This is a genomic window from Sphingobacterium paramultivorum, assembly GCF_014109745.1.
Lineage (GTDB): Bacteria > Bacteroidota > Bacteroidia > Sphingobacteriales > Sphingobacteriaceae > Sphingobacterium > Sphingobacterium paramultivorum.
The window spans coordinates 4,156,582-4,173,960 of record NZ_CP058555.1 but is presented as its reverse complement, the minus strand read 5'-3'; the positions used below and the strand labels follow the sequence as shown (position 1 = coordinate 4,173,960).

Below are 17,379 nucleotides of genomic sequence, written 5' to 3'. Positions count from 1 at the left end.
GCTATTCTATAAATTTTTAAGATGTGCTTGTACATCTACTACGGCAATGGTAACCATATTGACGATTTCGCGCACAGAGCTGTCCAATTGCAATACGTGAATTGGTTTGTTCATACCCAAAAGGATTGGACCTACAGCCTCAGCTTCACCAACTTCTTGCAATAATTTATAAGCGATATTTCCGGACTCCAAATTAGGAAATACGAGTGTATTCGCAGATTTTCCATTTAAGCAGCTGAAAGGGAAGTTTGCTGTCAACATTTCGCTGTTTAAGGCGAAGTTTGCTTGTAAATCACCATCAGCAATAATCTCTGGATGTTGATCGTGCAGGATCTGCGCTGCCGCTCTCACTTTTGTTGGCGTTTTTCCTTCACTTGAACCAAAATTAGAGTAAGATAGTAATGCAATACGTGGCTGAATGTTCATGCGTCTCACAGCTTTATCTAGTAACAGGGTAATGTCTGCTAATTCTTGTGCTGTAGGGTCTTCATTTACGGTTGTATCACCCATGAAGATTGGTCCTTTTTTAGTTAACATCATATACATACCTGCGACACGGCTGCCTGGTTTAGCACCGATTACATGTAATGCAGGACGGATTGTATTTGCATAATTTTTGGTCATACCGGAAATTAGGGTATCAGCTTCGCCAAATTCCACTAAAGAGGCACCAAAATAGTTACGGTCGTACATCAACTTACGGGCATCGTATTTCGATATACCACGGCGTTGTCTTTTGATGTAAAGATGTTCAATAAATTTCTTCGAACGCTCCGTTTCGTTGTCAACTTCAGCAACTGGGTCGATAATTTCAAGACCATCCAATTCAAAAGCATATTCTTTGATTAAACGTTCGATTTTATCTCTTCTACCTAAAAGAATTGGAATCGCAATGCCTTCTTCTTTAACAATCTGTGCCGCACGCAACGTTTTGTAATTGTCTGCTTCTGCAAAGACAACACGTTTAGGATCTCTTTTAGCAGCCATAGTCAAATTGCGCATAATCGCATCATCTTTACCAAGACGTTTACGTAGGGCATCGCTGTATTGATCCCAATCTTCGATTACGGTCTTTGCTACACCTGATGCGATGGCAGCTTTTGCAACAGCCATGGAAACTTCAGTGATCAAACGCGGATCAGTAGGTTTTGGAATGATATATTCTTCCGAGAATTTTAAATTACTCGTGTTATAGGCTTGATTTACTTCTTCTGGAACAGGTTGTTTCGCCAAATCTGCAATTGCACGCACTGCGGCAATTTTCATTTCCTCGTTAATTGCTGTTGCACGTACATCCAAAGCACCACGGAAGATATATGGGAAACCCAATACATTGTTTACTTGGTTGGGATAATCTGAACGACCTGTACCCATGATAATATCGTTACGTGTTGCCATCGCCAAATCATAAGCAATCTCAGGATTTGGATTTGCCATTGCCAATACAATTGGGTTTGGAGCCATCGATAACAACATCTCTGCCGACATGACGTCTGCTGCCGATAGACCGATAAATACATCCGAATCTTTTACAGCATCTGCCAGGGTGCGAATATCGCGATCTGTTGCATATTGTGCTTTCATACTGTCTAGATTTTCTCTATCAGTACGGATTACACCTTTGCTATCCAGCATCACAATATTTTCTTTGCGAGCACCTACTGAAATATACATTGCTGTACACGACATTGCAGCTGCTCCAGCACCATTGACGACGATTTTTACTTTTGAAATATCTTTACCGATAATTTCACAGGCGTTGATCAATGCTGCACCTGAGATGATTGCCGTACCATGTTGGTCATCGTGCATCACTGGGATGTTCATTTCTTCTTTTAGACGGCGTTCGATTTCAAAACATTCCGGTGCTTTGATATCTTCCAGGTTGATCCCTCCAAAAGTAGGCTCCAATGCTTTGACGATGTTGACAAACTCATCCACATTTTTGGTGTCCACTTCGATGTCAAATACATCAATGTCGGCAAAAATTTTGAATAATAAACCCTTACCTTCCATGACTGGTTTACCAGCTTGGGCGCCGATATCGCCTAAGCCCAATACTGCGGTACCATTACTGATAACAGCAACGAGGTTTCCTTTTGCGGTATATTTATAAGCATCTTCTTTGTTCTCAGCAATAGCCAAACATGGCTCCGCTACACCTGGAGAATATGCTAATGATAAGTCTCTTTGCGAATTTGTTGGTTTGGTCGGAACAACAGCTATTTTACCAGGTCTACCCATTGCGTGGTAGTTTAACGCTGCCTGTTTACGATTAGTGTTACTCATTACGATTTTATTAATTTAAGGCTACAAATCTATCATTCTTTTTGATAATTGGAAATATTTGCCAATATCTTATTATAATTAGACAATAATATGTTACTTCAGGACATCCAACAGTTTAAACATTTGCTGACGCATGCTGGAGGCCGACCCAGAATAGTTGTTAACCAGTAAAGTGTAGGTAAATGACTGTCCTGTTTTATTGGTATGTACACCTGTATAACCAAGTACGCCGCCGATTGTTCCACTTTTCATCTTCATATTGTTATAGGTGGGAAGACTTTCGTAGAAAGCAGGGTACCAACTTTGTTTTTGTGCATACTGCATAATCTTATTCATCGCTGATGTGGTCACTCGATTTTGAGGCGATAGTCCCGAACCATCCATACTATTGAGCTCACTGGATTTTATGCCTAATTTGGCATTCCAATATTTTTGGATATAATAGGCGCCATCGTCGGTGCCCGTTTTACCCGCTGTTGTATAAGCGATCGCTTTCAATAGAGCTTCTCCATAGAGATTGATGCTCTTTTGGTTAAACCAGTAGACAATTTTATCTAAGGTTGGGGATAGGTGAATATCCAGGGTTTGTTTTTTTGAAACATCGACTGAATCCATTTTTGCCCCAGTAGCAGGTCGTTCGCTGGCAACAATACCGTTGTTGTTTAAGACTTCGTTTAATTGATAAGCGAGATCGTAAGCCGGATCGGGAGAGGAGAGCTCAATTGTTTTCTTGAGATCCTGGCCATACGAACCACGCACAAATATCTTGGTTGAATAGGGGGCAGCATAGGCGTATACATTGTCGCCGCTTCCTGATTTACCAGTGGTTGTTTCATTGATAATTTCCAGATAGGGAACTTGGGCTGTATAACTAAGGATCTCCGCTTTGGCGCCAATTTTATTACTTGGGGTAAAATTGATGCCAAAAGCGTTCTCACACCAATTGAGCGAAGAAATCCCCGCGCCGTAGTAGTTACCCATGTCAGTCCAGATCCAGCCACCCGGAAGCTGGTTCCCATTATAAAGCCGATCATCGGCGATAATAGCGCCATTAATACTTTTGATACCGGCATTTTGGATCGCTGTAAGCCACTTGTTCAGTATCGTTGTTGCCTGAGTCTCCGGATAGCGAGCGCTGCCAAGGGTGGGGTCTCCCGTGCCTGTCACAATAATACTTCCGTTTAACACACCATTCTCGTCGATTTCACCTGTATAATACAGGGTTGTTTTGAACTGAAAATTCTTGCCCAGGAAGTCCAAGGCCGTCGCCGAAGTGATTACCTTCATGGTGGATGCGGTTGCTAGTCCGATATTTTCATTTGCCGCGAATACAGTCTGGCCTGTTTTTCCGTCGAAAACTATCAGTGAGCTCAAACCATTCCTGAGGCTTTCCTGATTTTGAAACTGCGTAAAAGCATCCTGAATTTTACTGCGAAGATCCTGCGCAAATAATGGAGTGGTAACGGTCGTTAACGCGTAAGTAGAAAAAGCAATGGTACTTAGCAGAAATTGGTTCATATATAATATTTTTTATCGTCCTATGGTATATCCCAGTTTATCTTCAATGAGTTTGTAAACACGGTTATCTCTATTCGTGCTGGCAATCATGGATATTCCATTGGATTTATCATGATGACTTGAACGCAGCCTATTTTAAGGGAAAAGCGTTCGCTGTACTTCGTTTGTTTTATTTGGCTTAAAGTTAGGCATTCGACCCTAAAAAATCCTAACTTGCATAAAATTGTATAGACGACATGAAGCATATCGAAAAATTAGCTGCCATTCGTGAGGCGATGAAGGTTCAGGGAATCGATGGATATATCATTCCATCTTCAGATCCTCATATCAGTGAATATCTACCGGAACGTTATAAATGCATTGCCTGGGCCTCGGGTTTTACCGGGTCAGCAGGTACGTTGGCAATCACACAAGATTTTGCCGGCCTTTGGACCGATTCTCGCTATTTTGTCCAAGCAGTGGAGCAATTGGCAGGAACAGGTTTTGAATTGGTGAAATTGAAAGTGCAGGGCGCAGCGGAGTATGCAGATTGGTTGGGCGAGCAGTTGGGTGCTGGTGCTAAGGTTGCTTTTGATGGCAATCTCGCTTCTTTATTGGTGGCTCAATCTGTTCAGAATACTTTGGAGCCTTTGGAGATTAAAGTAGATGGTCATGTTGACCTGTTGTCATCATTATGGGAAGGACGACCAGAGCTGCCTAAGGCACAGGCCTACCTGCTGGACGAAAATATTACGGGGCAGTCAACAGTTTCTAAAATTGAAGCTGTCCGCGCGGAGATGAAAAAGAACAGAACGGAGGCTCATCTGATCTCATCTTTGGATGACCTGGCCTGGTTATTAAACATCCGTGGTCAGGATGTACCTTGTAATCCTGTTGTTTTGGGATTTGTATTGATTACAGCAGAAAAAGCAACGCTTTATATTGAACCTTCGAAGTTGACAACTCAGGCAACGGAAGAACTGAAAGGCTATGGAGTGGATATTGCAGCTTATGAGGATGTTTTTAAAACGATTCCTACATTAGATATTACTTCAATTTTAATTGATCCCAAACGGACTTGTTTTGCTGTTTTCGACAGCGTACCTAAACAGGTTAAAATTGTTGAGAAAATAAACCCTTCGACGAGTTTAAAAGCAATTAAGAATAAGGTTGAAGTTGAAAATAACCGCCATACATTTGTAAAAGACGGTATAGCGTTGACTCGTTTCTTCAAATGGTTGGAAGAGAATGTCTCCTCTGGTGAGCTTTCTGAATTATCTATTGCTGACAAATTACGTGGATTTCGCGAAAGTCAAGATGGCTTTGTTGACGTCTCATTCACGACAATTGCGGGATATTTGGATCATGGTGCCCTGCCGCATTATTCGGCTAATGAAAAATCGAATTATGCACTAGAGCCTAAAGGTTTACTATTGGTAGATTCTGGGGGGCAATATACTACAGGTACAACGGATATTACAAGAGTGGTAACGCTTGGAGGCCTTACGCAGGAGGAAAAAGAGGATTATACGCTTGTACTCAAGGGAACAATAGAAGGTTCTCAGGCCATTTTCCCTACTGGAACACGGGGCTATCAGATCGATGCAATTACGCGTCGTCCATTGTGGGAAACATTACGCAATTATGGGCATGGTACGGGACATGGTGTCGGTTTCTTCTTGAACGTACATGAAGGTCCACAAGTGTTCAATGCAGCTGCAATAGATGTTGCTGTTGAACCAGGTATGATTACTTCGATAGAGCCTGGATTGTATCGCGTCGGCAAACATGGTATTCGCATTGAGAACCTCGTGTTGACCCGTAAAGCAGGATCTTCCGAATTTGGAGAATTTCTGGACTTTGAGACACTAACAATATGTTATATCGCAACCGATTTAGTCGAAAAATCCTTATTGGATAAGAAACATATTGCCTGGCTAAATAACTATAATCAGTGGGTATTTGATCAATTATCGACTCATCTTACTGTTGAGGAAAAAAATTGGTTGGCAGATAAGTGTCAGGCAATTTAATCGCTCAAAAAGAATAACGACAGTGGCTGTCCGCTGTCCACAACAATAAGTTGTCAAAATAAAAGGCCCCCCAATAATTAAGTAATAAAGTTTGGGGGGCTTTTTTTAATCGATTTTTTTCAAAATTTCATAAATAGATTCTTTTCCAAAAGGTTTCAGAATGAAACCGCTTATAAAAGGATAATTAGCCAGTTGCTCCTGATCGTTTTTGCTCGTAGAGGAACTGACAATAAAAATCTTGGTTCGTTTGATGAAGTCGGTCCTGTTTTCAAGTACATCCATTAGCTCCCAACCAGTCATAAATGGCATATTGATATCCACAAAGAGTATGGGTGGCATCAACGACTGGCTGATGTCATTGTTATCCAAAAAATCCAATGCATCCAGTGCATTTTTGAAGGAATGAAAGTCAATCTCATATTCGGTAAATCCCTGTAGCATATGACCGAAAATAGTACGTAAAATGGCATTATCATCAATGAGAATGATCGTTCTTTTAGTTTCAGGAGTCATGGTCTTTTTGATTAATAATTGTTTTCATCGTGTCAATAAACCTCATCTTTGTTGTTGATTGACATTGCAGTTTTTCTTTTACTCTTTTACTTGTGATATCACGCTGTCCAGGATCGTAGCAGTCATTTTCTACGAACAGGATTGAACACTATTTTTTTATTATAGTTGTATCAGCGGATCTTTATATGCTTTTTCTAAAAATTTGACATAAAAGGTACTACCCGAATCGATTTTACTTTGTACATCGATCTTTCCGCCCAATGATTCGATTTGATATCTAATGAGAAACAACCCGACACCTTTAGTCTCAAATCCACGGTGAAAAACCTTTTTAAACATAAACAGCTCAGATTTGTATTTTGGCAGGTTAATACCCAGCCCGTTGTCTTTAACCGTTAATAACGTTCCTTCTTGTTCCAGATGTGTATGTATTTCGATCCTAGGGGCTTTATCTGTTGCCGTAAATCGGAGTGCATTACTCAGGAGATTGCTTAAGATACTTTCGAGGTAAATCTTGGGATAATAAATGTCTTTTACATTGAATTCGATGGAAATAGTCGCATTTTTTTGCTGTATTTCTTCCATAAATTGCTGTTGCACTTTTTTGAATACGTCTAGAAAATTACATTGCTCGTAAATCAGTGAATTGTTTGATTTGATATCAAGTATACCCCCCAAATCATGTAATGTTTCGTTCAGGTTGTCACTGCTAATATGCAGAAGGTTCATAAAATCAGCCTTTATTTTTTCATCATCCGTTACCTTGATTTCGTCAATAAGCATCTGTATATTGCTGAGTGGGCCCTTTAGATCATGAGCGAGGATGTTAGCAAATTCTTCTAGTTGTCGTATTTTGGTTTCAAGATCTATTTTGACTAGATCCGATTCAATCTTTTGCCTTTTTAGGATTTCGATATTCTTTTTTGATTCTGAAATATCTTGCACCTGGACGATCAGAAATTGTGCGGTATTGGCATTATCAAAAACTGCCGCAACCGTTACAGAACACCATACAAAATGCCCTAATTTATGTAGATAGCGTTTTTGAAGCGTAAATGCTTCGATTTCGCCCCTGACAAGTTTTTCTCTAAGTTCAACATCTTTGTCTATATCGTCTGGGTGTGTTCTATCAGTAAACTTGGTTGTCGACATTTCTTCATGAGAATAACCAAGAATTTTGGTTAACATGTTATTGGATTCTATACAGTAACCTTCGAGGCTTGTCAACGAGATTCCCAGACCAGATAAATAAAATGCTTGATTAAACTTGTGTTCATTAAATTTACTCTTTTCATTGGACTCGACTTGTTTTGTAATGTCGGAAATAACCAGGGCTACCCGGTTCAGGGCCCTATGTATAGGTTTAATCTGTAAACGGTACCATTTGTCTTTGTGCTCTTTTAAATTGGATTGAAAATCCATCTTAAGTTCGCGGTCCAATTTTAATGAATTTTGTATTAATTGAAGAGCGGGCACTGCAAGATCAGGTGGAAAGAGTTCCGTGAGGCTCTTATTTAGAAATTCTTCTGGCGTATAGAACAATAGATCCGGATTGTTGGTCCAGTAGTTTTTAAATACCCCAGTATCGGTTACTTCAAATACAAGATCATTCAATGAGGCAACAAGCAATTGAAGTTGGTGTTGTTTATCTTCTAGGACACGATTTTTGTTGACCAATTTCGATACATCAATAAATGAGATTAAAAGACCTTTTTTATTGTCTTCTATAATAAGATGAACATTGAATTGATACCATCTAAACTCTTGATCCTTTTTTCGTCCTAGGATAATTTCATTTTGGTTTTGGTTTTTGGAAAGAGCACTAAAAAATGGCGTTTCTGTAGGCGATAGTTCTGAAAGATCATCAGCTGTATAAAACGTAATTAATTCATGTAGTTTGTTGGTGTTTGCCGTACTTTCGAGGTCTAAAAGCTCTTGTGCGCGTTTGTTAAACAGTAGAATAGTGCCATCATCGGTGGTCGTGATTAATCCCTCCAACCTTGTATTTACAGTTTGGTCAGAAAGCATAGATAAAGAGTCCCGTTGCAGATGCATTATCCAACAATGTTTAGGGTTAATTTTCTCATTTATAAGCATAAGTGGCCTATCAGCCCCTATTTGCAAAATTGGTAACTTTTACCCCAAAATAATAAATAAATATTAAAATATGTAACTTTTTGTATAAATTACTAGCAAGCAGATTGTTATGTGTGCATAGTAATCTGCTTGCTGGTAATTTACATCTTCTGTACCTAAGGACTTATGTTTAATTCTTAATTTTTTCGAGCCAAATCCAGTTAAACCAAAGTGGCTGTAATTCTTTACTTTTAAAGGTTACGATATATTTTCCGGGCTTATCGAATTTAAATTTGCCGATGCGGTTTTCGACAAATTCTTCTGTGTAATTGTTTTCATTGGGCTCGACCACCATTTTGTTTGTAGGAGCAAAACTTCCTTTCAGCAGCTGATTGGCAGTACTGACTTCAAAAACACTGTTTTGTTTATTGGGATTATGTGCTGAGAAATCGAGTGAGTAGACGCCTGCTTCAGGGATGGTTACCTCCCAATCTATCTTCGTATCATCCGTCAGGATCGCATGCGTTGGATTTTTGCCGTTATAGCGTACAATTTTGAGCCCTTGGTTGAGGCTATTGGTTGATTTCAACGAAAAGCCACCAAAGGTTGATTCCGAGATTGTATTTTTGTCCAATTCCAGCGGACTGTTAAAAGTCAATTTAACTTCTGAAACATAGTGGTCAGGTTGCGCGTCAGGTAATTGGATATGGATTAGACTGAGACTTTGATCAAATTTTAGTGCCGTAGATACACTTCCCTTCATTAGTGAAACCTGTTCTGGGGTCGATTTGATTCCTGTAATCCGAAGTGTATGATCTAAGGGCCAATTAAAGACGTGCGCATATACGACTGTTTTTTGTCCTTCTTTTTTGGTCGTTAGGTAACCCCAATCGAAATGATTGTTTTTTAGATCAAGGCCGGTACTGCCATAGATGCCCTCTCCATAGCTGTTTAGCCAATCTCCGACTTCGTGCAGACGACTGACACTTTCGTAGGGAACTGTTCCGTTGGCACGTGGCCCGATATTTAAGGTGAAGCCCCCGTTGAGACTTACATTGGAGATTAATGACTGGAAAATTTGACTGGTTGATTTCCATTCATTCTCCTGACCGTTGTAACCCCATGAATGCGCGATGGTGCCCGGTGTCTCCCATGGATGGTTAATGTAATTGCTGCCAAATTGGTTATCTCCTAATGTTTCAAAATCCACATTCTCCGCATCCGTAGGAAGACCTAGACGTGAATTAATCAGGCAATTAGGCTGTAGTTCACGGATCAGTTTGACAACTTGCAGTAATTGTTCTTTTTTAATGATCGACTTTTGATAAGGGATCCACATGTCGAACCATATCAATGCAATGTCGCCATAGTTAGTCATCAGTTCGCGAAGTTGAGGGATAACTTTTTCCTGCCAATATTGATTGTATTGAGCATCGGTAACATGTCCAGACAGCTCCTGTTGATGGTTCCAGCCGTATGGATGTTCCCAGTCAATCCAATGTGAATAATAAAAACCTAATTTCATGCCGTGCTTTCTACAAGCCTCTGCGATATCTTTGATGACATCCCGATTGGAACCACTCAATTTTGGGAGGCTATAATGACCAACTTTTGTGTCCCAAAGGGCAACACCATCATGATGTTTGGCGGTGATGATGATATATTTCATCCCAGCCTCTTTTGCTAGAAGAACCCATTGCTCAGGATCTATTTTACTCCAGTCGAAACGTTTTGCCAAAGTACCGTACTCTTCTTTGGAAACGCGGTTGCGATATCTTAACCACTCGGCATAGTTATTCATATAACGTAAAGGTTCACCCTTCCACATGCCTTCAGCCGCACTGTATAGTCCCCAATGAATGAACATGCCAAAGCGGGCATCTTTAAACCAAGAGGCTTTTTCAGAAGTTTGTGCAAATAGTTTGGCCGAAATACTGAATAGCAATAATGACAAAATCAGTAGTCGCTTGATTGATGGTATCATAAAGGTTGTTCTGTTTTTTGACTTACAAGATAGGCAAAAAATCGAACATCAATCCTTAAATTGGATTTTGGAGTGGTTGTAAACTATGGAATGTAGTCGGTGAAAAAGTGAAAACCCCTCGTATTTAAACTAAGGGTTTTCGTGTTGTATGAAAACTTTAAAGCGATTATTTCAAGTTATAGGCTTGTATAATCTTTTTAAAAACTGCTGTATTGTTGTAAATGCCAATAAAATTTTGCGCACCTGGTCCATAAGCAAAGACAGGTACCATAATATTGGTATGGTCATCGCTACTGAAATTACCCCTAACAGTTCCCTTTTTATAATTGGCATCCAATAGGGAAAGTCCGCCAGTTTCGTGATCTGCAGTGACAATGACTAGTGTTTCACCATCTTGGTCCGCAAATTTTAGGGCTTCCCCTACAAGCCGATCAAAGTCATGTTGCTCGGTGACAACATAGGGAAGATCGTTGGCATGGGCTCCATAGTCGATTTGTGCACCCTCGGCCATGATAAAGAAGCCATTTTTATTTTTAGACAAAAGCTGAATCGTTTTTGAGAGGGAATTTTTTAGCATTTCTCCCCGTCCATCGAGTATTCTTCTTGTCGCAGAATCCGCTAGGAGCACCAACTGTTTGCCCGATGTCGCTTTTTCAAAGTCGTCTAAATTTTGCTGAAGCTGATACCCTTTTTCGGTCAGTTGCTTCATCAGCGTGTTATCCTTGTTGTTGAGGAAGCTTTCGCGACGGGATCCAACTAAGATATCCACATGGCTATTTTTGAAATCTGCCGCAATTTCCTGTGACATTGTTCGATCGATCTGATGTGCGTAAAATGCAGCCGGAGTAGCATCTGTAATATCTCCCGCACTGATGATACCACTTTTGATCCCATGTTGAGCAAGTGTGTCGGGAATAGCGCTCAACAATTTACCGTCAGCATCCACGCCAATGTAACGGTTATTGGTTTTATGTCCGGTAGCCAAAGCTGTCCCGCCCGCAGCGGAGTCGGTAAAATCCGAATTGGATGCTTCGGTGCGCGAAAGACCAATATGTTTCATATTGATGATATTGGACTGACCAAAATTGGCACTTAAACCTGCTTGTATTTGGGCCAAGCCCATTCCATCACCAATAAGTAAAATAACATTTTTGACCTTGCTCGTTGCGCCATCATTTTTATAGGTTGGCTGATAGGGAACGTAGGCCTTTGGATTTGCGTATTCGACTTTAGCGTTGTTTAAATAGAAATTCTTAAGCGCAGTAGGATGGTCTGTATTGATCCAGTCTACCCCCATGTGACCAAGTTCTTTCCAACTATTGGGACTGTCTTTGGTTGCCCAAAAACGAAAGGGTTTACCCAATTTATGCGCTTTGTCTATCACAGATTTCATCTTTTCAAGGTCGGGTGGAGTAGGCGTCCCTTTGCCATTCCAGACAGAATACTGTTTAATATCCTGACTGATCATCCCAATATGTTTGAGCTGTGCCGGCGTATAATCTTTTTCCGGCCGGCCATCAAAATAAATCATCGATGGATAATTGTCGAACTTTTCCGGCGGCGGGATTTCACCGCTGACGACAATTTTAATGGCGGAAGGATTTTTCTGCTGGTCGAATATAGATTCGTTGCCCTTCAAATCGGCCAACAATTTAGACAATACCTGTTCGTAATTTTCTTTGATATCAATCACGAGCTGTAAGGTCTGCTCAGGTTTGGCATAAGGTTTATTGCCGTTCTCCTTAAAGAAAGCAATTAAAGGGTCGATGTAAAGTTTTTTTAACGTCTTCCCTGGTTTGATTTCGCTGCTTTCATGGGCGACGTAAAGCTCTCCATTGCGATAGAAGACGTCCGCTTCGATAGAGCCCATTCCAGCATAGTAAGCCTCCAACAGGGGGATTTGCTGTTTGTAATCATTGTGGCTGTGACCTGCATTGGCAGTCAGTTTCTGTTGTGCAGAAACTGACTGAATGCTTAGGCCGGCAAATAGCAGCCACATTAATTTATTGTTTTTTACCATCCTGCATTCTGTTTAATGACACCGGAACTGTTGTCGATCTCGCGTTGCGGAACTGCCCAAACATCATGTACTTGCGGATTGAAATTTCTAGCCGGCCAGATTACAGCACCATCGAAATCGTGTAAAGGTTTGGCATAGGTAGCTTGCGCATCGCCCCATCTGACCAGATCACGGTGACGGTCTGCCCATTCACCAGCAAGCTCATTGCGGCGCTCACGTTTTAGGTCTACAAGGGTCATTCCGCTTTTTGCTATTAAACCAGCTCTCTTCCTAATTTTATTTAATTCAGTATCACCGGCCCCAGCCCCATTTAAATTAATGGCTGCCTCAGCTTTAATCAATAATACTTCGGCATAACGCATCAATGGTACATTGAGGTCTGTTGTTCCGTTATCGCCATTTGGATTGACATGTGTTGGAATAGGATTGGCGTATGAAAATGGTTCCATGTACTTTTTGAACTGATAGTTCGAAGTCGCACCACCGTCTTTTGTAAATGTACGTTCTGCGCCAAAAAACTGGAATTTGTCCCCGGGTTTCAATATAGTCGCTTCACGGCGTAGATCTCCAGATTCAAAAGAATCATACAGTTCTTTTGTCGGTAGATAGTAGCCCCAACCGTTGTATATTCCCCAAGCTTTATTGGTGAGCATAACACCGGGAAGTTTGCTGCCCCAGCCAGTACCACCACCATTGGGTGTACAGACCACCGACCAGATATATTCTTTGGACCAGTTGTTAGCCGCCTTAAACACATCCACAAAATTGGTCAATAAATCATGTTTGCCCGAACTGATCACCATATCCGCGTACTTCGCAGCATTTGTATAATCTTTTTTGTACAGATATACTTTTGATAAATAGGCCCATGCAGCTGTTTTGTGGGCTTTACCATAATCGGTATCCTTCATTTCAGAAAAATAAGGAAGGTTGTCGGCCGCTTTTAATAGTAGTGAAATGATGTAATCGTAGTTTTCGTTAACGTTGTTGGCTTTAGCTACAGGAACAGAAGCATCTGTTTCAGGTGTAACAATAGGCACACCTGCCTTGTCGTTACCATAGTTTGCCGCCAATTGAAAATAAACCAGACCTGCGTTGAAATAGGCATCGCCAATGATCTGTTTTTTTCGAGCTTCATCCATGGTTATATTGGGAACATTAATAATAATGTCGTTAGCTCTTTTTATAATCGCATAACGCATGCTCCATTGGGATTCTGTATAACCACCACCGATATAATTGCGGTTGAAATTTTTGATATTATCGGCTTCCGGTTTGTTACGTCCCGTTACCATGTCGTCACTGGCATTAATAAACCAAAACATCCCGCGACCGTAATAATCCTCTTCATTGTACTTTTCGTACATCCCGGCTTCTGCTTTGATCGCATCTTGTTCTGTTTTCCAGAAATTCTGTGCGGATGGTGAGCCCTCTGGTGTTATATCTAACTGTTTATTGCACGATGCAAAAAGTGCTACTGCTGCTATTGCAAGGTATTTTATATTCGTTTTCATCGTTTTATTTTTTTAATGGCTGATGAGTATAAATCATCGGCATTTTTTTAAGATTAAAAATTGACATTTAAACCAACAATAAAGCTTCTGGCTTGTGGATAACGTCCCACGTCAAGACCATTGTTATCCATTCCAATTTCTGGGTCAAAACCTGTATATTTCGTAATGGTAAATAGGTTGTTGGCCGTTGCATAAACGCGTACATTACCCATCTTAAATTTGTTTGCAATTGATTTTGGTAAGGTATAGCCTAATGTAACGTTACGAATGCGGAGGTAAGAACCATTTTCGATGTAAAAATCGGACGCATTGAAATTGCCATTTGCATCTGAAGTGGAGATGATCGGCACTTTACCATTTGGATTTTCTGGAGACCAGGCGTCCAAAATGCCCGTTAACTTATTGTAAGAAGGGCCACTCGCACTATACGTTGTTCTTTTGATAGCGTTGAAAAGCTTGTTGCCTTGAACGCCCTGAGCAAAAATATTGAAATCAAAATCCTTATAATTCGCATTAAAGCTCAATCCATAGGAGAAATCCGGATATGCACTGCCCGCAAAATAACGATCTTCAGACCCGATTGAACCATTGCCATCGATGTCTACAAATTTGAAATCTCCTGCTTTTGCATTCGGTTGAATTTTTTGTCCATTGGCATTTTTGTAATTATCAGCTTCGGCCTGGCTCTGGAAGATACCATCTGTTTTTAGTACATAGTAGCTGTAGAGCGGTTGACCAACAGTAATAGAGAGAGGAGCCAATTCATTCCTGAAATTTGTAGGCACCGCTATTGTTGATAAACCCGCATCCAATTCTTTAACTTTATTGTTCAATTTGGTCAAGGTCGCATTGATGGAATAGCTAAAGTCAGCGTTTTTTGAGCTATTGTACGTCAATCCCAGCTCAATTCCTCTGTCATTGACTAAACCAGCGTTGATCGTTTGACTATTTAGACCCGCTGTCCCTGGAAGCGATCTCGTCAAGATCATTTTATTTGTTTCTTTAATAAAGTAATCGGCTACTAAGTTAAAATGGTTGAAGATCCCCAGATCTAAACCAATATTGGTTTGTTTACTTTCAGCCCAAGTCAGGTTCTTGTTCGCTAGAATAGTTTGAACATATCCTTTTTGTAAGGCCGGTGTTTGACCAAAATAGCTTTGGGTAATGGCGAGTAGCGGGTTTACAGCCGCTGGCGACAAGCTAGCAAGATTACCTAAAATACCATAACTACCGCGTAATTTTAATTGATCTAACCAGGTTGCTGATTTTAAAAACTCTTCTTTACTGATCACCCAACCTGCTGAAGCAGAAGCGTAGTTTTTAAATCTATTTTCTTTTGTCAACATGGATGAACCATCTCGTCTACCAATCAACGATAGTAAATACTTGTCGTTATAACTGTAGTTTGCTCTTAAGAATAAAGATGATATTGCTGTGGCATTTAATCCGCTTTCCGAAGGTTGAGAGATATTGGCATTACCTAAATATCGATATTGTTTAGATTCATCATCAAATCCGGATCCTGAAGCGTATAGACTGGTACTTTTTGTTTTTTGAAAGGTATAACCACCGGTTAGGTCAAGTTGATGCTTGTCGAAAGAAGTTTTGTAATTTAAAACTTGTTCTGCAAGGATATCATTTGCATCATCAGCTCGTTCAACTAGACTATTGCTCAAAACCGGTTTACCTATTTCAGGACGTCTTGGTGTAAAGCTTTTAAATCGAGCATTCGATTTAGTAATACTTAAATTAGATCTGAATGTTAAACCTTTTGCTAATTGGATGCTAGCATAAGGATTGACAACAAGGACATTGACCGGATTGTTGATGTCGATGCGCATCAGTTCGGCAACGGGGTTAATGATATCACCGTAATCGCCAGGGAATGGACCCGGTAAACCAGCAAAGCTTCCATCTGCATTGTAAGGGGTTCCATTAGTTGGATAATAAATGGCAGAAAGTAGGGCTCCTGTATAGTCACTGCTGGTATTGGCACCATTTCCATTGGTACTGCTATAGGATAAGTTTTCACCAACTTTCAACCAAGGGGTAAGTTGATGTTCTGAATTTATACGGAAATTATAGCGCTTGGTTTTGGTATTCAGTACAATACCTTCGGCGTTGCGGTAATTAAAACTCAGGTAAAAGTTGGACTTCTCGCTACCACCATTAATTGCAGCATTGTAATCCTGTAGTGTCGCATTTCTAAAAACTTCATCCATCCAGTTTGTTTTGGTGACTAAACCTTCTGGGTATTTGGTCGGATCAAAAGCAGGTAGGATAGTTGTTCCACCATTTTGAGCGGCTGTTGCAGCGACTTGTGCACGTTGTTCGGCATTTAAAGGCTGTAATTTTCGCCATGCACTTTGTTGACCTAACTTGGCATCAACGCTAATTTGCATCTGTCCTTTTTTTCCTTTTTTAGTGGTGATCAATACCACACCACCAGAAGCTCTCGCTCCGTAGATCGCTGCAGATGCATCTTTAAGGACCGAAATGGATTCGATATCGTTTGGATTGAGCTGTGGGGTGCCTAGGAAAATTGAACCGTCAATAACGTATAGTACACTTTCGCCATTGATACCACCGGCGCCTCTGATATTGATACGTGGCGTTGCAGTTGGGTCACCACCTTCATTCGTAACAATAACACCTGGTGATTTACCAGCCAATACTTCGCCAACACTGTTGACAGATCTAGACGATAATTTGTCAAGTGATACCAAGCTGACGGCACCTGTTAATGTTTCTTTTTTCTGGGTTCCATATCCCACTACAACAACTTCTGATAAGGTCGAACGCTCTTCGCTTAGCGTTACATTTATAACTTCATTTTCACCAACAGAAACATCTTTAGAATGGAATCCGACCATCGAAAAGGAAAGTACGGCTTGCGGTCCTGCTTCGATACGGAATGCACCTTTTATATCTGTTGTGGTCCCAACCTGCGTGCCCACTACTTTTACAGAAACACCCGCAATTGCAACCCCTGTTGTATCTCTTACAAAACCGGTAACGATGCGGTCTGCCTTGATGTTTGCTTGCGTGTTCAGGATCACATAGTCCTCTTTTTCCACCGCATTGATTCCAAGCTTATTCAAGAGAGAGCGAACGGGTTCAGTTTTAAAGCTGCCGCTTAAGACTGTGTTCCGTTCTTGCAATAGATCGGGATTGTAAACAAAATGAAGGCCCGAAAGACTCTCGATTTTGTGGAGAATCACATCGAGTTTTTCGCCCTTGCTTATTTTGATGTTTACGCTGCTTTTGTCCAAACGTTGGGCCATGCTTGGGGAGGCCATCAATGAACTGCAGAATACTGAAGTAATCGAAAATGCGATGCAGGGATACTTCATGATCCGGTAAAAAGAGAATTCTCTCTTGAATGCAGGTGTTTTCATTTTTTTGTAATAATTAGGTAATGAATTACGCATGGTGACTAAGATGTTTTAGGTA

At 40.7% G+C, this 17,379-nt stretch carries 9 protein-coding genes; 1 reads left to right on the top strand and 8 read right to left on the bottom strand.

All coding sequences use genetic code 11. The features are described 5' to 3' along the window. Nucleotides 1-6 precede the first annotated feature (6 nt). The gene (locus tag HS960_RS17420; protein ID WP_153847473.1) at nucleotides 7-2,289 is read right to left on the bottom strand and encodes an NADP-dependent malic enzyme; all 2,283 of its coding nucleotides are present in this window, start codon (nucleotides 2,287-2,289) and stop codon (nucleotides 7-9) included. Nucleotides 2,290-2,382: 93 nt separating this feature from the next. Next, a complete protein-coding gene (gene dacB, locus HS960_RS17415) occupies nucleotides 2,383-3,807 on the bottom strand; it encodes a D-alanyl-D-alanine carboxypeptidase/D-alanyl-D-alanine endopeptidase (RefSeq protein ID WP_159730654.1) in 1,425 nt (474 codons plus the stop codon). Between the two features lie 236 nt (nucleotides 3,808-4,043). Between dacB and HS960_RS17410 the strand changes: the two genes are divergently transcribed. Further along, nucleotides 4,044-5,819 carry an aminopeptidase P family protein gene (locus HS960_RS17410; protein WP_159730652.1) on the top strand — a complete coding sequence of 592 codons (1,776 nt, stop codon included), beginning with the start codon at nucleotides 4,044-4,046 and terminating at the stop codon, nucleotides 5,817-5,819. A gap of 105 nt (nucleotides 5,820-5,924) precedes the next feature. On the opposite strand, the gene HS960_RS17405 is transcribed toward HS960_RS17410, so the two are convergent. From HS960_RS17405 to HS960_RS17380, 6 genes are all read right to left on the bottom strand, one after another. After that, on the bottom strand, nucleotides 5,925-6,332 hold the full coding sequence (locus HS960_RS17405; RefSeq protein WP_153847470.1) for a response regulator: 408 nt from the start codon (nucleotides 6,330-6,332) through the stop codon (nucleotides 5,925-5,927). Nucleotides 6,333-6,491: 159 nt separating this feature from the next. Further along, nucleotides 6,492-8,387 (bottom strand): PAS domain-containing sensor histidine kinase, encoded by a 1,896-nt coding sequence (locus HS960_RS17400; RefSeq protein WP_182330243.1) that lies wholly within the window; start codon nucleotides 8,385-8,387, stop codon nucleotides 6,492-6,494. A 211-nt stretch (nucleotides 8,388-8,598) separates the two neighbouring features. Next, entirely contained in the window at nucleotides 8,599-10,392 is a 1,794-nt protein-coding gene (locus HS960_RS17395; RefSeq protein WP_228280067.1) for an alpha-L-fucosidase, read from the bottom strand. A 166-nt stretch (nucleotides 10,393-10,558) separates the two neighbouring features. Then, nucleotides 10,559-12,412 (bottom strand): alkaline phosphatase, encoded by a 1,854-nt coding sequence (locus HS960_RS17390; RefSeq protein ID WP_182330241.1) that lies wholly within the window; start codon nucleotides 12,410-12,412, stop codon nucleotides 10,559-10,561. After that, complete coding sequence (locus tag HS960_RS17385) at nucleotides 12,406-13,926, bottom strand: RagB/SusD family nutrient uptake outer membrane protein (RefSeq protein WP_182330239.1); 1,521 nt, start codon at nucleotides 13,924-13,926, stop codon at nucleotides 12,406-12,408. Before HS960_RS17385 ends, HS960_RS17390 begins: the two co-directional genes overlap by 7 nt. Nucleotides 13,927-13,979: 53 nt before the next feature. After that, on the bottom strand, nucleotides 13,980-17,357 hold the full coding sequence (locus HS960_RS17380; protein ID WP_228280065.1) for a SusC/RagA family TonB-linked outer membrane protein: 3,378 nt from the start codon (nucleotides 17,355-17,357) through the stop codon (nucleotides 13,980-13,982). Between the last annotated feature and the right edge of the window lie 22 nt (nucleotides 17,358-17,379).